This is a genomic window from Rhizobium sp. RHZ02, assembly GCF_014851575.1.
Classification (GTDB): domain Bacteria; phylum Pseudomonadota; class Alphaproteobacteria; order Rhizobiales; family Rhizobiaceae; genus Rhizobium; species Rhizobium altiplani.
Genome location: NZ_JACUZX010000002.1, coordinates 335362 through 354396, shown reverse-complemented (window position 1 = coordinate 354396; position 19035 = coordinate 335362). Strand labels below are relative to the sequence as shown.

18 protein-coding genes and 2 pseudogenes are annotated in these 19035 nt (G+C 60.4%); 5 read left to right on the top strand and 15 right to left on the bottom strand.

What is annotated here, in order from left to right:
- Nucleotides 1-29: 29 nt before the first annotated feature.
- Complete coding sequence (locus IB244_RS04550; protein ID WP_018855770.1) at nt 30-515, top strand: RidA family protein; 486 nt, start codon at nt 30-32, stop codon at nt 513-515.
- Between the two features lie 6 nt (nt 516-521).
- Here the strand turns inward: IB244_RS04550 and IB244_RS04545 are convergent, their stop codons facing one another.
- Nucleotides 522-1769 (bottom strand): MFS transporter, encoded by a 1248-nt coding sequence (locus IB244_RS04545; protein ID WP_192303244.1) that lies wholly within the window; start codon nt 1767-1769, stop codon nt 522-524.
- 138 nt (nt 1770-1907) lie between these two features.
- Here IB244_RS04545 and IB244_RS04540 point away from each other — a divergent pair, with 138 nt between their 5' ends.
- Both IB244_RS04540 and IB244_RS04535 read left to right on the top strand, forming a co-directional pair.
- Nucleotides 1908-2198: a YggT family protein gene (locus IB244_RS04540; protein WP_016556606.1), complete on the top strand. Its 291-nt coding sequence runs from the start codon at nt 1908-1910 to the stop codon at nt 2196-2198.
- Nucleotides 2195-2509 (top strand): DUF167 domain-containing protein, encoded by a 315-nt coding sequence (locus IB244_RS04535; RefSeq protein WP_018855773.1) that lies wholly within the window; start codon nt 2195-2197, stop codon nt 2507-2509. The genes IB244_RS04540 and IB244_RS04535 overlap by 4 nt, the downstream gene beginning before the upstream one ends.
- On the opposite strand, the gene ppa is transcribed toward IB244_RS04535, so the two are convergent.
- The 4 genes from ppa to IB244_RS32730 all read right to left on the bottom strand — a co-directional run bounded on the left by ppa (nt 2510) and on the right by IB244_RS32730 (nt 5379).
- On the bottom strand, nt 2510-3046 hold the full coding sequence (ppa, locus tag IB244_RS04530; RefSeq protein ID WP_018855774.1) for an inorganic diphosphatase: 537 nt from the start codon (nt 3044-3046) through the stop codon (nt 2510-2512).
- 191 nt (nt 3047-3237) lie between these two features.
- Nucleotides 3238-4362, bottom strand: a complete 1125-nt coding sequence (locus IB244_RS32005) for a hypothetical protein (RefSeq protein WP_246734324.1) — start codon at nt 4360-4362, stop codon at nt 3238-3240.
- Nucleotides 4359-4916 (bottom strand): AMP-binding protein, encoded by a 558-nt coding sequence (locus IB244_RS32735; protein ID WP_281419568.1) that lies wholly within the window; start codon nt 4914-4916, stop codon nt 4359-4361. The genes IB244_RS32005 and IB244_RS32735 overlap by 4 nt, the downstream gene beginning before the upstream one ends.
- Nucleotides 4894-5379, bottom strand: a complete 486-nt coding sequence (locus IB244_RS32730) for an AMP-binding protein (protein ID WP_281419567.1) — start codon at nt 5377-5379, stop codon at nt 4894-4896. Before IB244_RS32730 ends, IB244_RS32735 begins: the two co-directional genes overlap by 23 nt.
- 117 nt (nt 5380-5496) lie before the next feature.
- Here IB244_RS32730 and IB244_RS04520 point away from each other — a divergent pair.
- Nucleotides 5497-6335: pseudogene (locus tag IB244_RS04520) on the top strand (LysR family transcriptional regulator).
- Nucleotides 6336-6467: 132 nt separating this feature from the next.
- Here IB244_RS04520 and IB244_RS04515 read toward each other — a convergent pair.
- Nucleotides 6468-6677, bottom strand: a complete 210-nt coding sequence (locus IB244_RS04515) for a helix-turn-helix domain-containing protein (protein ID WP_018855775.1) — start codon at nt 6675-6677, stop codon at nt 6468-6470.
- Between the two features lie 94 nt (nt 6678-6771).
- On the opposite strand from IB244_RS04515, the gene IB244_RS04510 reads away from it, so the two are divergent.
- Nucleotides 6772-7659, top strand: a complete 888-nt coding sequence (locus IB244_RS04510; RefSeq protein ID WP_018855776.1) for a LysR family transcriptional regulator — start codon at nt 6772-6774, stop codon at nt 7657-7659.
- Nucleotides 7660-7990: 331 nt separating this feature from the next.
- On the opposite strand, the pseudogene IB244_RS32875 reads toward IB244_RS04510, so the two are convergent.
- The 9 genes and pseudogenes from IB244_RS32875 to IB244_RS04465 form a co-directional block, all read right to left on the bottom strand.
- A pseudogene (locus IB244_RS32875) lies at nt 7991-8406 on the bottom strand (hypothetical protein).
- On the bottom strand, nt 8403-8546 hold the full coding sequence (locus IB244_RS04500) for a hypothetical protein (protein WP_192303240.1): 144 nt from the start codon (nt 8544-8546) through the stop codon (nt 8403-8405). The pseudogene IB244_RS32875 and the gene IB244_RS04500 overlap by 4 nt, the downstream one beginning before the upstream one ends.
- Nucleotides 8547-8615: 69 nt before the next feature.
- Nucleotides 8616-9122 (bottom strand): GNAT family N-acetyltransferase, encoded by a 507-nt coding sequence (locus IB244_RS04495; protein WP_018855780.1) that lies wholly within the window; start codon nt 9120-9122, stop codon nt 8616-8618.
- Nucleotides 9123-9323: 201 nt separating this feature from the next.
- Entirely contained in the window at nt 9324-11141 is a 1818-nt protein-coding gene (gene typA, locus IB244_RS04490; RefSeq protein ID WP_018855781.1) for a translational GTPase TypA, read from the bottom strand.
- A 125-nt stretch (nt 11142-11266) separates the two neighbouring features.
- Entirely contained in the window at nt 11267-12844 is a 1578-nt protein-coding gene (locus IB244_RS04485) for an alkaline phosphatase D family protein (RefSeq protein ID WP_192303238.1), read from the bottom strand.
- A gap of 128 nt (nt 12845-12972) precedes the next feature.
- A complete protein-coding gene (locus IB244_RS04480; protein WP_192303236.1) occupies nt 12973-14652 on the bottom strand; it encodes an ABC transporter permease in 1680 nt (559 codons plus the stop codon).
- A 10-nt stretch (nt 14653-14662) separates the two neighbouring features.
- Nucleotides 14663-15622: an ABC transporter substrate-binding protein gene (locus IB244_RS04475; protein ID WP_192303234.1), complete on the bottom strand. Its 960-nt coding sequence runs from the start codon at nt 15620-15622 to the stop codon at nt 14663-14665.
- A complete protein-coding gene (locus tag IB244_RS04470; RefSeq protein WP_113469736.1) occupies nt 15615-16730 on the bottom strand; it encodes an ABC transporter ATP-binding protein in 1116 nt (371 codons plus the stop codon). Before IB244_RS04470 ends, IB244_RS04475 begins: the two co-directional genes overlap by 8 nt.
- A 138-nt stretch (nt 16731-16868) precedes the next feature.
- Entirely contained in the window at nt 16869-18956 is a 2088-nt protein-coding gene (locus IB244_RS04465) for a M3 family metallopeptidase (RefSeq protein ID WP_192303232.1), read from the bottom strand.
- Nucleotides 18957-19035: the final 79 nt, after the last annotated feature.

Sequence of the window (19035 nt, the reverse complement as noted above, 5' to 3'; positions counted from 1 at the left end):
CGGACCAAAGCTATGTCCGGAGGAATTCCATGGCCAACTATGAGCAGAGACTTGCCGCGATGGGATTGGTTCTACCGCAGCCCCTGAAACTGCCCTCCAACATGGTCCTTCCTTTTCCGTGGGTGAATGTGCGCGGCAATCGCGCATTCGTCTCAGGCCATGGCCCGCAGAATACCGATGGAACACCTGCCGGCCCGTTTGGAGCCGTCGGTGAAAACATCTCCATCGAGGAGGCCAAGGCATCTGCGCGGAAAGTCGCGCTTTCCATGTTGGGCAGCCTGAAGCGGGAGCTGGGTAGTCTCGATCGCATTACTGGCTGGTGTCGTGTGTTCGGCATGGTCAATTGCGCGCCCCGCTTTGCCAATCCGCCAGCCGTAATCAACGGCTTCACCGAGCTGATCATCGAGGTATTTGGACCTGAGGTGGGCAGTCACTCCCGATCCGCGATTGGCGTTGCCGGTCTGCCGCTGAACTTTCCGGTCGAAATCGAAGCGGAAGTCATCGTCTCGACCTGAAGGCCGTCACACCGGCTCCAGCCGCTCCGGCGCATCAAGCGTGTCGATCTTGCGCAGCTTCGGAAAGCTCGTGGACCAAATTGCCGCGACGGCAAGCGTTCCGATGCCGCCGATAATAACCGCAGGGACGGCGCCGAAAATGGAAGCCATCGTGCCCGCGCGGAATTCGCCGAGTTCGTTGGAGGCACCGACGAAGACCATGTTGACGGCATTGACACGGCCGCGCAGTTCGTCCGGCGTCCAGAGCGCGATCAGGCTCTCCCGCACATAGACGGAAATCATGTCGGCCGCACCCATGATGGCGAGCGCCGCGATCGACAGCTCCGTGCTGGTCGAAAATCCGAAAACGATCGTACCGATGCCGAACAGGGCAACGCCGATGAACATGGCAACGCCGGCACTGTGCTTGAGCGGATAGGCGGCGAGAAAAATCGCCATGGCGATCGCGCCGACCCCGGGTGCCGCGCGCAGGAGACCGAGCCCCCAGGGCCCGAGTGTCAGGATATCGCGCGCAAAGATCGGCATCAGCGCCGTCGCACCGCCGAGGAGCACCGCGAAGAGATCGAGCGATATGGCACCCAGCACGACTTTCTCGGCACGAATGTAGCGGAAGCCGCCGAGGATCATATCCCAGCTCTTGGCTTCACCCATCGTCTTCTGCGGCGGCTTGGGGATCATGTAGAGCAGCGCTGCGCCAAGAGCAGCGAAGATGACCGCGACCGTATAGGCTGTATGAGGGTTGATGCCATACAAAAGACCACCGAGAACGGGGCCCGTGATCGCCGCCAGCTGCCATGAAGACGAATTCCAGGCGATGGCGTTTGACAGATCCTCCGGCGGCACAAGGTTCGGCGCCAGCGATTGCACAGCCGGCGACATGAAGGCGCGCTCGATGCCGAAAACCAGCAGGACGGCAAATACCGGCAACGGCGAGAACGTCCCTGTGATCGTCATCAATAGCAGCGCCAGCGTGCACAAGGCGCTGATGAGCGAGCAGATGGCGGCGATCGCACGTCGATTGTGCCGGTCGGCTACGGATCCGGTGACAAGGATCAGGACCAGCGAAGGCAGAAATTGCACTAGGCCTATCAGTCCGAGATAGATGGCACTGCCGGTCTGGTCGTACATCTGCCAGCCGACGGCCACACTGACGATCTGCTGCGAAAAAGACAGCAGAAACCGCGCGAAAAAGAACCGGGTGTAAGACGGATACCGGAACGCGGCAAAACGATCTCCGGTTGGCGAAAAAGACATGGAGACTTTCCAGAAAACAGGCCAGACGCCAACGCACGACGCCGCTGTTAAACATGATTTACAATGCGTTTCGAGACAGCACTTGCCGGTTTAGTCGCCAATGTCTACATGTCTGTCAACAACGAACTGGAGATTGCAATGCTTGCGCTTTTTCAAACCATTGATTTGGCTTTGAATCTCTACACTTGGGTGCTGATCGCCAGCGCTATTTTTTCCTGGCTGTATGCGTTCAACGTAATCAACTCCAGCAATCAGTTCGTCAATTCGGTTGGCATGTTCCTCTACAATGTGACGGAACCGCTGCTGCGTCCGATCCGCCGCGTACTGCCAAATCTCGGCGGCATCGACATCTCACCGATCATTTTGCTGCTGATCATCTTCTTCGTGCGCTCTCTGATGTGGAATTCAATCTTCCCGCTGGTGGCATGAGCCAGCCCTGGGCGGCGTTCAACGACCACATTGCTCTGACCGTTCGTCTGACGCCGAGTGGCGGACGCGACGCAATCGACGGCGTGGAGACAGACGCCGAGGGCAAAGCCCATCTCAAAGCCAGAGTGACTGCCGTTCCCGAGAAGGGCAAGGCGAACAAGGCGTTGATCGAGTTCTTGGCGAAATCGCTTCGCATCGCAAAGTCATCGGTCAGCCTCGCCTCAGGCGAAATGTCGCGCAAAAAAATCCTCCGGATCGACGGCGACCCGGAGGATTTGATCAGGAAATTACAAACTCTTCTCGAAAGCTGATCAGGCCTTTGCCTTCTTGGCGCGTTCGATCGCCTCGAGGATCAGTGCGCCGGCTTCCTTGGAATCACCCCAACCGAAGATCTTCACCCACTTGCCGGGTTCGAGGTCCTTGTAGTGCTCGAAGAAGTGCTCGATCTGCTTCAGCGTGATCTCGGGAAGGTCGGTGTAGTCGTTCACCTTCTCGTAGCGCAGCGTCAGCTTCGGCGACGGCACGGCGATGATCTTCTCGTCCTTACCGGAATTGTCTTCCATCTTGAGAACGCCGATCGGGCGCACGTTGATGACGCAGCCCGGAACAAGCGGACGCGTGCTGGCGATGAGGACGTCGATCGGATCGCCGTCTTCCGAAAGCGTGTGCGGCACGAAGCCGTAGTTGCCCGGGTAGGTCATCGGCGTATAGAGGAAGCGATCAACAACCAGCGTACCAGCTTCCTTGTCCATCTCGTACTTGATCGGATGGCCGCCGACGGGCACCTCAACGATTACGTTGACATCTTCCGGCGGGTTCTTGCCGATGGAAATCGCGTCAATGCGCATAGAGCTTCCCTTTAACGGTTAAGTCGATGGTTGCCAGATACTGGGAATCATCCCGCAACGCAACACGCCAATGTGGATTGGCCCGTCTAAGAGGGCCGTCAAGGTGACACGCGATTTCTCTGCTGTTCGCTTGCAAGAGGCGGAGCGGATCCGAACGACACCCCCTGTCGGCCTGACGGTAGATGGCGCAGTTAATCACCGAGTCGGCTCAACCCTGCCCATAATCGTTGGCCAAGCATGATGCGACGCTGGAGCTGATAGGCAAGTATGCCGCTCAATAGACCGGACACGACCGATACTGCGACCGGTAGCGGCGCGGTAAAAGTCGCGGGATTGGCGCGATCAAACAGGGCCTCCGGCAGAATCCGGTGCAGCAGGTAAATGTGATAGCTCGCCGCAGCGATCGAGACCAGCGCGGCGGCAAGCGTTGCGGGCAGCTTGACCCGAGACACGTAAAGAAGGACGGCAAGTACCGGCAACTGCATACCATAGAGGACCCATGACCCTGCCCAGTTTCCGCCGGTATAGGCCATAAGCGGCATGACCGCGCATCCGGCGGCGATTACCGCAAGTCGTCGTCGTCTCGAATTTGCAAAGGCGGCGCACCATCGGAAAGCCGCAAGGTGCAACACCCAGGCAAGGGTGAATATTTGCCGCTGCCCAACTGGCGAGAGCGCCGGGACCGCGAAATGCGCGAGGACGGCAAACGCCAAAAACAGCATGCCGAAACGGAAAGGATCCCTTGCCGCGGAACGCCGAACGCTCGGCACAGCAAACAAGGCTCCCCAAAGCAGCAGAAGCTGCGCGAAAGCTTCCACGAACCAGTACAGATAAGGCAGCATTTCATGTCGATCAGGCTCAGCGAAGCCAAGGTTGCCGACTAGGAAGACCGAGGCCCACGGTATTGCGCCCCAGGCAACACTGAAACCCAGGACGACAAGGTAGTAGGGCCAGAGAACAAGGCCGAGCGGCTGCAGAAATCGCCTCAGGTCGCCGGCGAAAAGCGCGCTGGACTGGAAGCGCGCCAGCCCGTATCCGCACAGCACCAACATTGTGCCCGCACCGCCGGGAATGGGCCACGGCGTGGCGTGATGTAGCACGACCAGCAGGATTGCGATGGACTTCAGGAGAATGTCACTGGCGATCGTTCGTTGGGGGCTCGTCGAATGCGATAGACTCGCCAGAACACCGACACACATCTTTTCCCAACCGTCCGGCACCCTGCCAAACAGCCCCTCGAGACCAACCGTAAGCTCGAGGTAACGCAACGAATCCCCACCAAGCTCTGCAAAGCTGTCGTTGGGGAGATGCGTCACGGAAAAAACACTTCACGAAACAGGCTCAGGACCGTGGCTTGTTCGCACGCCGTCGGGGATTTCATGCGTAAGCGGAGATGTTCGTAGTCAATCTTACCGTTGGCGAGCCGCGGCAGCTTCTCAAAGCCAATCGCGCGCACCTGCGGCAAGCCGATGCCTTCAATCACCGCCAGCGACTCACGAACATCTTCCTCGCGTTGCGACCCTGCAAAGGCCGCAAGCAGCTGCTCGTCGCTGCCCACAACCGCGGCTGTGATGCCTTTCGCAGCGAGCGCTGCTTCGAGCGCATCGTGGCCGAGACGGACACCGCCGATCTTCGACATCCGCCGCAAACGGCCCGTGATCCGAAACAGGCCGTCCGCGTCGCGCGCGGCCAGATCACCGGTCCGAAGCTCCTCGATATCAGCACCGCGCGCCAGATCTTGACGAGTGTCGGCGTAGCCGAGCATGACGTTGGGCCTACAATAGACGAGTTCGCCGGCAATGTCGGTGTCCGTGATTATTGCATCCTTCCCGTCGACCAGCCACAGCTCACCGCCCGGCACCCGTCCCAATCCGATCGGCACTCCCGGGCCGATGCTCAGGAGGGACGTAAGCAATTCGTACGGTCGCTTCTGTCTGTCCATACATCACGTAGAAGCGCTGCCCTTCGTTCTGCAGCCAGACATGGTAGCGCCGGGTCGCCTCCGGCTCCATACGTCCTCCGGCAACCGTCATGAAGCGAAGATCGGGATAGTGCTGCTCGCGAAACCCGCGTTGCTCGAGGAGCTCGTAGGAATGCGGAACGCCTGCGAGGCTCGTGCATCGGGCCGCGCTGAAATCATCAAGGAATGCCGGTTCAAGGACAGATGTCCCGGGCATCCAGATCGCAGCACCGACGGCAAGGTGGGAATTGAGAACAGACAAACCGTATGAATAATGAAGCGGCAGGACCAACGCGCCGATATCGCCTGCCTGCAGGCTAAGATAGTCGGCGATCTGTTCAGCCTCTATCCAAAGTGGTTTCGTTGACACCATCTAGTTCACGCCTGGAAGATTGATAATGGCATCGACATTCGATTTACTAATGCCATGACGGAATAAATCGGAATTGAAAGGCTGGCAGGGTTGATCGCGTTTGCGCGCGCTGGCTCTATGGGTAGTTACACGGCCGCGGCTCGATCGCTGGGCATCTCACCCTCTACGGTCAGCAAAAGCATCCAGCGACTGGAGCGTCAGCTCGGCGTCTCCCTGTTTACCCGGACAACCCGGTCCCTGGCGCTTACGAACGAGGGCCGCGATCTACATGAGCGGACGCTCCGCCTGTTGCGCGACGCCGAAGAGGTCGAGCAGGCAGCCAAGGCCGCCCGTGCCGAACCGGCCGGCACGCTGCGGATTGCGGCATCGTTGCCTATTGGTCTGCATGTGATTGTGCCTGCGCTTCCAAGGTTTCGCACGCTCCATCCGAAGGTGTCGATCGACCTCAGGCTGAGCGATCAGAGGATCGACCTAACCGAGGAGGGCATAGACCTTGCCGTTCGGATCGGTGACCAACCCGATTCACGGCTTCTATCGCGGCGCCTCTCGCCGCATCGGCTTTGTTGCTATACCTCACCGGGTTATCTGGGCTTCAAGGGCACGCCGAAATATCCTGATGATCTGCCCGCGCACGATACTGTTAACCTGCGCTATCAGAGCACCGGCCTTATATTTCGCTGGCCATTCCAAATTGGCGAACGGGAGATAGAGATTGTACCGTGCTCTGCGATCGTCGTAGATGCGAGTGAGGCTGTCATTGGATCGATCGCTGCTCGTGCAGGGATTGGCATGGCCACAAGCTTTATGGTCGCCCCTTGGGTCATGCGAGGGATCTGGTCCCCGTTCTTTCCGACTTTGCCGTCGAGCGCCACAACATCGCGGCCGTCTGGCCGGAGAGCCGCCGGACCAACCCTGCCGTCCGCGCTTTCCTTGATGCGATGGTAGAGCTGCTCTGAGCGAGACGGGCCGCTTCAGTCCATGAAAGCCATTCTGGAGAAGTAGGCTATGTCGATTTACGTGGGCCCTTGTCGATGAGCAGCGCGCATTTGATGCGTCAGCGGTTCGAATACCTTCAAGAGCATCATTTTTTAAAACGGCTTAAGTAGCTCGGCCGCATCAGTCCCGAGCGCTTTGGCGAGCTTGTCGACGACTTCGATGGTAGGGCTGTAGACTGCTCTCTCCAGTGAGCTAACGTACGTTCGATCAATGTCGGCTTTGTAAGCGAGGTCCTCCTGCGACAGGCCCTTGGCCTGACGCATCCGCCTCAAGTTTCGCGCGAATGTCTCCCGAATTTCCATCTAAGCAGGAAAATTCTTGTGGAGTATTTCTCCACGGAGTATACTCTACAAAATCGCTGTCGATTGATTTTATTGGCCTGGAGGAGCACAACAAGTGGAACTGCGCCAACTCTCCTACTTCAAAGCAGTGGCCGAGGAACTGCACTTCGGCCGGGCGGCAGCCAGGATGCGCATTGCCCAGCCGGCACTCAGCAATCATGTGATGTCGCTGGAAAGGGAGCTTGGCTGCCCGCTGTTCATCCGCTCGACCAGAAGGGTGGAACTGACCAGGGCAGGGGAAACCTTTTACGATCGCTGTGTGCGGATCTTAAGCGACATCGACCTGACCACCGAACTGACGCGGGCAGCCGGCGGCAGTCGCATCCGCCAGATCAGGATCGGCAGCATCTATCCGGCCACCATGGGCATGCTGCCAACCTTCCTTGCCAAGATCGCCCGCAAGTTTCCCGATGTCCGCATCCACATCGCGTCGGGCAATACCGGCGAGATCATTCGCGGCCTGGAGACCGGCCAGCTCAATCTGGGCTTCATCCGCCCGGTGGAAAACATCGGCTCGTTGCGCTTCGTCTCGCTTGCGCATGAGCGCTACTATCTGGCGGTCGGCCATGCCAATCCACTGGCCGCCAGGGAGGAGATCACGATCGACGATCTGCGCACTCAGAAGATCATCGCCTTTAACCGGCAGAACCTGTCGTTCTCAGAACGCTACTTCAATGAGAAGTTCGCCGAATACGAGCTCACCGCCAACATCGCCTTCAGCTGCGATGACACCTATGCGCTGGTGTCGCTGGTCTCTGCCGGGCTTGGCATCGGCTTTGCCCCGGAATGGACGCTGGATCTTCCCAATCGCGGCTTCGAGCTGAAGAAGGTAAGCGGGATCGACTTTAGGATCGGGCTCGGCATTGCCTGGAGCAAGGAAGATCCAACCGCTGGCCGCGACGACATCGTCGACATCGCACGGTCGCTGGCCAGGCGCGGCTGACAGCATATCCTAGCCGGATGCCAGGGAGGGTCGGTGCAGGGCACACTGGGTTAGCGCTGGCAGAGCCGCTGCGGCTGGAGATCGACACAGGGATTCCTACTGGGCAGCGTCGTGGCCATAAACAACGAACGCAACGTCTTCGATTTTTGCTAAGTCAGATATTTTGGGGGTGCTCTGTCGAATTCGACGTTCGTCGTCCATATCGGTAACGAAGATTGGGCGCGTTTCCGCGTCCGCCAACTGTGCATGACCGCATCTGCCGCAATCAACACATTGCCTGTCACAGGAAGGATTGATGCCGTTTCAGGGGCTCAAATGGAGAATTGCCGTCTTAGCGATCGCGGCTGACTTCGGAGAGCGATTTACGGCGCGCGATGAATTCGCGCAGTATCGGCAGGAAGAAGGCCTTGCTGAACCGGCCAATTGGCGGCTCCGGTTCGAGATAGAACGAGTGACCGATGACGTCGCTGTTGAATTCGTCCATGATGATCCAGAGATGGCGATCTGCATCGAGGCCGGCGCGACGTTTTTCGATTGCCGGGATCTCGAAGGCGAACCGGTCCCGCTCGGGCTGTTTCGTGGTGATCGGGAAAAACAGCACCAGGTCACCATCGGCACGCGCTATCCGCACGCCGACCGCGACGGGGCGCTCCTTGCGTCCCTCCCTCTCGCCTTTTCCTGCTTCTCGATGCCAGAGATAAGGATAGCGAAGACGGCTGCGGTCTGGATGTCGTCGTAAACACTCATCGCCCGACCTCGTCGTCCTCAGCATATTGTTCGACCGCGCGCTCCATGTCGGCGAACAAGGCGTCGGACATGGTGTCGATCGACCCGATCGCTCGGGCATCGGCACCCTTCGTGAGCCGCTCGTAGTCGTTTATGTTCAAGATTTGCAAGTTTTCGTGACGACAGCAACTGTCAATTTCGCTGGAAAAAGCGATAGGCAAGGAAGAGCCTCAACCCCAAATGAAGCCAATTTTCTTTAGCCGCTTCTGGTCGAACGTTTCCATGCCCTCGCAATAGTCGACGCCGCCATGGCTGCGATAGAACTGCGCGCCGGTCTCATTCTCCTCGAGGCACCAGACGACCAATCCGTTGCAGCCAAGCGACTTCAGGAGCCGCCGTGCTTCGCCGAACAGCATGTGGCCAAGGCCAATGCCCTGGTACTCCGGCCGAAGATAGAGTTCGTAGATCTCGCCCTCTTGGGGCAGGGCGCGGGCGCGATTGAGGCCGAGCGTTGCGTAGCCTGCGACAGTGCCGGCCACGTCGAGAACGAGAAGCGTTGCCGGCCCGCGGGTGGCCTTGCGCCACCAGTTCTCGCCGCGACGCTCGATCATCTGCCGCAACGCACGATGCGGAATGATCCCCGCATAGGTGTGCTGCCACGCAAGCCGATGCACTTCCGATATGGCTCGGGAATCGTGCGGTTCGGCCCGCCGAACATCGATCGACAACGTCTTCATAACGCGTACTCTGGTCCCATTGTCGGCAATTAACCATATGCGCCCGGCGCATTCAGGTTGTTTGCCCACAGGCTAAACATGTGGACGACAGCTGAAATTTAACGCTTTTTTAACTATTGCGACAAGCGAGATTCGGCAGACTGCACAAATAAAAAACCCCGGCGCAATGGCCGGGGTTGAAGGCTGAAAGACTTCAGTCGCTTAGGCGGACTTCGCCTTGGCGAAGCGCTTGCGGTCGTTGGCGTCGAGATACATCTTGCGCAGGCGGATCGACTTCGGCGTCACTTCCATCAGCTCGTCGTCCTGGATCCAGGAGAGAGCGCGGTCGAGCGTCATGCGGATCGGCGGCGTCAGCTTGACGGCTTCATCCTTGCCGGCGGCGCGGATGTTGGTCAGCTGCTTGCCCTTGAGGACGTTGACCTCGAGGTCGTTGTCTCTGCTGTGGATGCCGATGATCATGCCCATGTAGACCTTTTCGCCGGGCTCGATCATCATCGGGCCGCGATCTTCCAGGTTGAACATGGCGTATGCAACGGCTTCGCCCGGAGCGTTGGCCAGGAGAACGCCGTTCGTGCGGCCGCCGATTTCACCCTTGTAAGGCTGGTAGTCCTTGAACAGGCGGTTCATCACGGCAGTGCCGCGCGTATCCGTCAGGAGTTCCGACTGGTAGCCGATCAGGCCGCGGGTCGGCGCGTTGAAGACCAGGCGAACGCGGTTGCCGCCCGAAGGACGCAGCTCGGTCATTTCAGCCTTGCGCTCGGACATCTTCTGCACGACGACGCCGGAATGCTCTTCATCGACGTCGATGACGACTTCCTCGATCGGCTCCATCAGCTGGTCGTTCTCGTCGCGGTGCATGACGACGCGCGGACGCGACACGGCGAGCTCGAAGCCTTCGCGGCGCATGGTTTCGATCAGAACGGCGAGCTGCAATTCGCCGCGGCCGGAGACGTAGAACGAATCCTTGCCTTCGGCTTCTTCGATCTTCAGCGCGACGTTGCCTTCTGCTTCCTTGAACAGGCGGTCGCGGATGACGCGCGAGGTGACCTTGTCACCTTCGGTGCCGGCGAGCGGGCTGTCGTTGACGATGAAGGACATGGTGACGGTCGGCGGATCGATCGGCTGCGCGGTCAGCGCCTCGGTGATCGCGGGATCACAGAAGGTGTCGGCAACCGTGCCCTTGGAGAGGCCGGCGATCGCGACGATGTCGCCTGCATGCGCTTCATCGATCGAGGTGCGCTCGATGCCGCGGAAGGCGAGGATCTTGGAGATACGACCGGATTCGATCAGCTTGCCATCCTGGCCGAGAACCTTGACAGCCTGGTTCGGCTTGATCGAGCCGGAATTGATGCGGCCGGTGATGATGCGGCCGAGGAAGGGGTTGGCTTCGAGGATCGTGCCGATCATCGTGAACGGGCCTTCGGCAACCGTCGGCTCCGGAACGTGGTTGAGCACGAGGTCGAGCAGCGGTGCCAGACCCTGGTCCTTCGGGCCTTCAGGATTGACGTTCATCCAGCCATCGCGACCCGAACCGTAGAGGATCGGGAAGTCGAGCTGTTCGTCGGTCGCGTCGAGGCTGGCGAAGAGGTCGAATACTTCGTTGATGACTTCTTCATGGCGGCCATCGGGACGGTCGATCTTGTTGATCGCAACGATCGGACGGAGGCCGACCTTCAGCGCCTTGGAGACGACGAACTTGGTCTGCGGCATCGGGCCTTCGGAGGAGTCGACCAGAACGATCGCGCCGTCCACCATCGAGAGAATACGCTCGACTTCACCACCAAAGTCGGCGTGGCCGGGGGTGTCGACGATGTTGATGCGAACGCCCTTCCACTCGACCGATGTCGCCTTGGCAAGGATCGTGATGCCGCGTTCCTTTTCCAGGTCGTTCGAGTCCATGACGCGTTCTGCAACGCGCTGGTTCTCGCGGAACGAGCCGGACTGTTTCAGGAGTTCGTCAACCAGTGTCGTCTTGCCATGGTCAACGTGCGCGATAATCGCGATGTTGCGAAGTGCCATATGTCTATATCTCTGAAGCTGGGGCGCCGCGCTGGGAGAAGGCGCCAATTTCATTTGGGCGGCTCATACAGTGTTTTTCGCGTTTGCGAAAGGGGGGAGGCCGGATTGCCTGCCATGCATGGACGTCAACTCGATATCTGCGGATCGAGCGTCGTCCGCCACAGCTCGGTATCGTTCCGATCCATCAGCCTCACGGTCAGTTGCTCGGTCTGCCCGTCGATGTCGACAAGCCCGAAGAACTGCATGCCTGCCGACGGCGGCAGGTTCTGCTCCGCACCGCCGGGTGCGGCTTTCATGAACTTCACCTCCGGTCCGAAAGTCATGTCGAGTTCCTGCGGCCCATAGGTTCCGGAATGCAGCGGACCCGCAACGAACTCCCAGAATGGCAGGAACTCGCGGAACTTGGCCTTACCGGGATCGTAATAGTGTACAGCCGTGTAGTGCACGTCGGCTGTCAGCCAGATCATGTTCGCTATGCCGGCATCGCGGATGAAGCGCAGCAGATCGGCGAACTCCAGCTCGCGGCCAAGCGGGGCGCCATTGTCGCCGTTGGAGATCGACTCGCTGCCCGTCCGGTGGCCGTAATCGTCCCAGATCACCAGCCCGATCGGCAGATCGCAGGCGATCACCTTCCAGGTCGCGGTCGAGCGCACCAGTTCCCGCTTCAGCCACGCCAGCTGGCGCTCGCCCAAAAGCCGCGACTCCGGCGTCGACTCGGCATCGAGCCCATGACTGTTCGGGCCGCGATAGGAGCGCAGGTCGATGAAGAAGACATCGAGCAGCGGACCGTAAGACACCTTGCGGTAGATCCGACCGGGCTCATCGGCCACGTAACGGATCGGCGTCATCTCGTGGAAGGCACGGCTTGCGCGGGCAGCAAGCGTGGCGATCGATTTTTCCTTGTAGCGATCATCATCACGGAGGTCGGTCGAGGGCGACCAGTTGTTCAGCACCTCGTGATCGTCCCATTGGTAGAAGACAGGGCAGACCGCATTGAACGCCTTCACGTGCTCGTCGAGCAGATTATAGGTCCACTGGCCGCGAAACTGGTCGAGCGTCTGCGCGATGTCGCGCTTTGCCTCGGTGACGACGCGGTTTTTCCAAACGCCGCCATCTCGCAGCCTGACCTCGTCCGTGATCGGATTGTCGGCGTAAATAGTGTCGCCCGAATGGATCATGAAATCCGGGCGATGGTAGGCGATCGTCGAATAGGTGCGCATCCCCTCCTCGTCGATGCCCCAGCCCTGGCCGGCCGTATCCCCAGACCACGCGAAGCGGATGCTGCGCTTGCCCGCCGGCGCCGTGCGAAACTGTCCATGGATGGGTTCCGACAGGTCGTTGAGGTCCTGCAGGTCGGCCGCACGAAAGCGATAGAAGATCTCTTGATCATCAGGGAGATTCTGGAGCAGCAGCTTTCCCGCAAGATTGGTGCCCGGTGTCACGTCTATGGGCGCGACGCGCACCGCGTTGGCGAACCGGTCGCTCGTCGAATACTCGACATGCAGTCGTGCCGGCCGGTTCACCTGCGCCCAGACCATACCCGAATTCGCATCGACATCGCCGGATTGCACGCCTGCTGTAAAGACCGGGCGACTTGACGAGCCGCGCGCGTAGTAGGGCATCGCCAGCCCCGCCAGTGCAAATCCGCCAACGGCGCCCATGGATGAGAGGAAGCGTCGGCGGGTTGTTTCAGTCAATGTCATGCCAAGGTCTATCCGGCTAACGGGAGGGCCGAACCTATGGCGGCTGTCATGTCATGCGTTTGAAGGCGGCATGACGGTTTTTCGAAACTTCAGCGACAGTTTTGCTACGAGGCGTCGCCGGTGAGGCGCTATTCCGCCACCAAACCACTGCGGCGAAGCAGCGTCAGCAGCAGAAGCGGCAAGAGCGACGTGATGAGGATAGCGATGAAGGCCATCGCCATGCCGAGCCCGATCGATCCCTGTTCGAACTGGCGCCAGATGAAGGTGGCGATCGTCTGCATGCCGACAGGCGCCACGACAACCGAGGCCACCAGTTCGCGCGAGGCGAGCGCAAAGACCAATAGCATCGCCGAAGCAAGGCTCGGGAAGACGAGCGGCAGGAGGATGCGGCGAAAGGCGGTTACCCCGCTTGCGCCGAAGACCCGGGCCGCCGCTTCCAGGCTATCCCCGATCTGCTGGAACGCCGCGGTCGTATAGCGCACCGGCTGCGGCAGCAGTATGCAGCAATAGGCGAGCAGCAGGATGAATGCCGTGTTGTAGGGGGTCGCCGGCAGCCATGGCATGTTCCAAGCAAGGATCAGCCCGACGGCAACGACGATGCCCGGCAGCGCATTCGGCAGGATCGTCATCGTGTCGATCGCCACGCGTCCGCGGATCTTCGTCTTGACGACCGTATAGGCGGCCAGCACGCCGATGAGCCCGGTAATCAAGGCCGTGCCGATGCCAAGCGAGAAGCTGTTGGCGAGCGCCCCCAGAGCGCCGGCGCTGTTGTTGAAGACCGACAGGAAGTTTTCGGCGCTGATGTTGTCGAGCGCCAGACCACCGGAAATCGTCCGCGACAGCGCCGTGAGCAGGATCGATAGCAGTGGCACGCCCGTTGCCAGGAAGGCAACCACGGCAAAGGCGATCATCACGGGAACCTTCATCGCCCCAAGCGGTCGCTTGTCCTTGGCAGCAGGTTTGCCGCCCACCGTTTGATAGGAGCGTCGGGCGAGGATCCATCGCTGCAGCAGGAATGTCAGCAGAGACATGACGACGAGCAGGATCGACAGGATCGCCGCTCCCGGCAGATCGATCGGCCAATCCGAGATCCGCAGGTCGATACCGGTGACCAGCACCTGGAAGCCGGCACGACGACCAAGGGCAGCGGGCGTACCGTATTCCTCGATCGCCGCGGCAAAGACCAGCATCAGGCTGGCAACGAGCCCGGGCGCCGACAGCGGCAGCGTGATCCGAAAGAAGGCGCGCGCCGGCGACGCGCCAAAGACGCGGCCGACATCCGCATAACGCGCACCAACAGCCTCAACCGTGCGCGACACGGCGAAATAGACCACCGGAAAGGTATTGAAGGCCATGACCATGGTCATGCCGAAGAGCGAGAAGAGGAAGGGCGCGAGGTTAAATCCCGCGATCTGCTGAAGATAACCGCGCGGCTGCAGCGCCATGATCCAGCCAAGCGTCGCGATGTAGGGCGGGATCATGAATGGGACGAGCAGGAGCACATCCCACAGCGGTGCAAGCGGGATGCGGTAGAGTGCGCGAAACACGCCGAGCGGCACCGCCACCAGCGCCGAGGCCAGCACCACGCAGCTGCCAAGCAGAATGGTGTTGCCGGCCATCGCGATCAGCGCGCTATCGAAGAGCGTCGCAACAAGCGAAGAGAAAGGGCCCGCGAACGAGCCCTGTCCGATGTTGGGGAAGATGCCCTGAAGCACAACGGCGATGAAGGGAACGGCGACGATAACGGTCAATCCCGCGATCGCCAGCCAGGCGGCCGGCGCAGCGCCGCTACTATCGTGCGTCCTCATCGCCCTGCCCTTACTTACCGCCGAACGTGTCGGTGACCTGCTTCAGCGTTTCCTTCCGCTTGCCGTAGACATCAGCGGTGTCGTACTTCAGCAGCTTCAGATCGCTGATCAGCGGACGGCTGGCCGGAATGTCGCTACGAGCCGGCATCAGCATCTGATCGGCAACGAGCTTCTGGCCTTCGTCGGAGAGCATGTAGTCGATGAACTTCTTCGCCTCGTCCTGGTTCTTCGACCAGTTGAGGATCATGGCCGGACGCGGCGCGATGACGGTGCCGGATTCCGGGAAGATCACATCGATGGCCTCGCCCTTTTCCTTGGCGTTGAGCGTGATGTAATCGACGGCGCCGAAGACAGCGGCCTTGGCACCCTGCAGAACCGGGTTCAGAGCCTCGGCATTGGCGCCGGCGATGATCGCGCCATTATCCTTCAGATCCTTGAAGAGCTTGAAGTCGTCCTGGCCGGCCAGTGCCGCCGTCAGCTCGAAGGACGAGCCGGATTGCGCCGGATCCGGAATATTGACGAGGTCCTTGTATTCGGGCTTCGTCAGGTCGGCCCACTCGGCGGGCTTCGGCGTGCCGCTCTTGGTGTTCCAGGCGATGCCGAGCGCCGAGATGCCCTGGGCAACGGCCGTGTCGGTCTTCAGGAAATCAGGAACCCTGGCGGCGTTCGGGCTGCTGTAGGACACGAGCCAGCCGCGCTTGGCGAAGTCGGTTGCCGTATCCCAGGAAGCCGAAATGAGAACGTCGACCACAGGGTTCGAGGCTTCTGCTTCGATACGGGCCATGACCTTGCCGGTCGTTGCCTGGAAGACATTGACCCTGACCCCAGTCTGTTTGGTGAAGCCGGCCGACAGCTTGTCGATCAGCCCCTGCGGACCGGCGGTATAGACCGTGATGTCGGCGTGGGCGACGCCCGCCATCAACGTTACGGCGAGAACGCCGAAAGTGATGCTCTTCAACGACTTAAGCATGCTCCAAATTCTCCTCTTTGGACAAATGAATTTCTTTGCCGAACCAGCGGATCTGGCCGGGATCGATCGACAGACCGATGCCCTCGCCGGGCCGCAGCTTGGCGCGGCTCAAAACCTGCAATTCGATCTTTTCGGCGCCGACCAGCGAGACGGTCGCCAGATGACCATCCCCGCGGAACTGCGAACGCAGCACCGTTGCGGCAAGTGTGCCTGGCAGGATCTCGCCCGCGCTGATCGATCCGGTGGGGATGAGGACGCGAACGGCGCAATCGACACCATCGACGCCGCGCAGCAATGCAAGGCCGCTACCTTTGAAGAACCAGTGTTCGTCGCGGTATTCGAGTTCGGCGACACCGCCGAGGCGCAGGAAGTCGGCCACCTCGGGCGTTGCGGGCTTCTCGATCAGCTCGTCGGGCGATGCCAGCTGCTCGATCAGCCCGCCACGCATGACGGCAACATCATCCGCCAGCGTCAGCGCCTCGCTATGATCGTGCGTGACGTAGATTGCCGTCAGGCCGAGCGTCGCGATCAGCTCGGCAAGTTCGCCGACCATGTTTTCACGCAGTTCGCGATCGAGATTGGACAGGGGTTCGTCGAAGAGAATGAGCTGCGGTTCGGCAACGATCGCTCGCGCGATCGCGACACGCTGTTGCTGGCCGCCGGAGAGATCGCTCGGCCGGCGGTCGGCATAAGCACCGAGACCGACGCGTTCGAGCGCCCGCATCGTCCGCGACTGCCGTTCGGATTTACCGACGCCGCGCATTTCGAGCGGAAAGGAGACGTTGCCGCCAACGGTCATGTTCGGCCAGAGCGCATAGTCCTGAAATACCATGCCGAGGTTGCGCTTTTCCGGCGGCGAGAAGGCGCCAGTTGCGGCATCGGCAACGGTGCGTCCGGTAATCGCGATCGAACCTTTCGTAGGCGCGAGCAGTCCGGCGACGAGCCTCAGAAGAGTGGTCTTTCCGCAACCGGACGGCCCAAGCAGCGCCAGCGTCTTGCCCTTGGAAAGCGAGATATCAATGCCCTTCAGAACGGGGGTCGCCCCATAGTGCAATTCCACGCCGGCCGTCGAAACGGCCGCATTGGTCTCTGAAGGTTGAGGGGTCATGAAAAAACCGGCATCGGTTGAAAATCGATGCCGGTTGCTTATTAACCTTCAATGACAGTCATGTGACGAAGCGGCAAGAAGCCGTCTTCCATCAATACTTTAGCCGTCGCGTATCGATGACGCGCAATACCTGCCGCCTCAGGCGTCGCTGCCCGACAGTTCTTCAAAGGTCGCAAGACCCTTCTTCACCAGCATGGCATCCGGGCTTGGCAGCTTGCCGCGGAAACCCTTGTAGGCATCCTCAGGATCGATCGCGCCACCGACGGAATAGATGTTGTCCTTGAGCTTGGCCGCCATCTCGCGATTGAACGCGTCGCCGGTTTCCTCGAAGGCGGCAAAGGCATCCGCATCGAGCACTTCGGACCACATGTAGGAATAGTAGCCGGCTGAATAGCCGCCCGAGAAGATGTGCTGGAAGTGCGGCGAGGCATGCCGCATGACGATCGACTTCGGCATGCCGAGCTCCGACAAGACCTCCGTCTGCACGACCATCGGATCCTCCACCTTGTCGCGGGTGTGGAACGCCATGTCGACAAGCGCAGACGAGGTGAACTCGACCGTATTGAAGCCGGAATTGAAGGTGCGCGCGGCCAGAACCTTGTCGAGCAGGGCCTGCGGCATCGGCTCGCCGGTTTCGAAATGCACGGCATATTGCTTCAGGATCGCGGGCACCGTCAGCCAGTGCTCGTAAAGCTGCGACGGCAGCTCGACGAAATCGCGCGAGACGCCCGTGCCCGAAACCGAGGGGTAGGTGACGTTCGACAGCATCCCGTGCAGCGCATGGCCGAACTCGTGGAACAGCGTGCGCGCGTCGTCGAGCGACAGCAGTGCCGGCTTGCCTTCGGCGGGCTTGGCGAAATTGCAGACATTGTAGATGATCGGCAGTTCGCCGTTGCGGCCGTTCTTCAGCGGCAGCTTGTGCTGTGATTGGAAGGAACTCATCCAGGCGCCCGAGCGCTTCGAGCTGCGGGCAAAGTAATCGCCGAGGAAGAGCGCGACCAGCCTGTCTTCGCGATCGCGGATCTCGAACACGCGCACATCGGGATGGTACGCCGGAACACCTTTCTTCTCGACGGCGCGAATGCCGAACAGCCGGCCGGCGACGTCGAAGCAGGCGTCGATGATCTTCTCGAGCTGCAGATAGGGCTTCAGCTCGGCCTCGGAGAAATTGAACCGCTGCGCCCGGATCTTCTCGGCATAGTGCCGCCAGTCCCAGGGCATGACGTCGTGGTTCTTGCCTTCGTCCGCGATAAGCTTGGCGATATCGGCTTCTTCCTCGCCGGCACGCTTGACCGCCTTTGCCCATACCTCCCGAAGCAGGTGGTTCACGGCGTCGGGTGTCTTCGCCATCGTGTTGTCGAGCTTCAGTTCCGCGAAGTTGCCGTAACCGAGCAGCTTTGCCACTTCGTCGCGAAGCGCAAGCGTGTCACGGATAATGCCGCGATTGTCAGTCGCGCCATCGTTTTCGCCGCGCGCAACCCAGGCCTTGAACGCCTGTTCACGCAGATCCCGCCGCTCAGAGAAGGTGAGAAACGGTTCGATGATCGAGCGCGACAGCGTGACGGCGAACTTGCCGTCTTCGCCACGCTCGCGCGCAGCCGCCGCCATCGCATCCTTCAGAAAGTCCGGAATACCGTCTAGGTCGGCGCCGTCGGAAAGGATTAGCGCCCAGTTTTTCTCATCGGCGAGCACGTTCTGGCCGAACTGAGTGCCAAGGCCGGCAAGCTTTTCATTCATGCCCGCGAGCTTCTCCTGCTCGGGCTTCGGCAGCTTCGCGCCCGATTTGACGAAGCCCTTCCAATGCCGCTCCAGCACGCGCGTCTGCTCCAGCGTCAGGCCGAGGCTTTCGCGGGCTTCCCACAAGGCATCAATACGGGCAAACAACGCCGCATTCATGCCGATCTTGGAATAGTGGCGCGACATCTTCGGCGAAATGTCCCGCTCCAGCGCCTGGATCGTATCGTTGGTATGGGCGCCCGCGCGGTTCCAGAACAGTGCCGACACCCGCGACAGCGCGTCGCCGGCGGTCTCAAGAGCAACGACGGTATTCTCGAATGTCGGCGCCTCGGGGTTATCAGCGATCCCGTCGATCTCTTTCTCATGCGCGGCAAGCGCTGCGTCGAATGCCGGCGCGAAGTCGCCGTCATTGAGAGCATCGAAGCGCGGCAGGCCGTGGAGACCGTTCCATTCGACAAGCGCCGGGTTGAATTCTGATGTGGAAGGCATGCGGAGATCCTCTGTGGCAGGCAACTGAACAGGCAATATAGGGAGGCACGTTCGCAATTGGTATTGCCGATCGGACGCA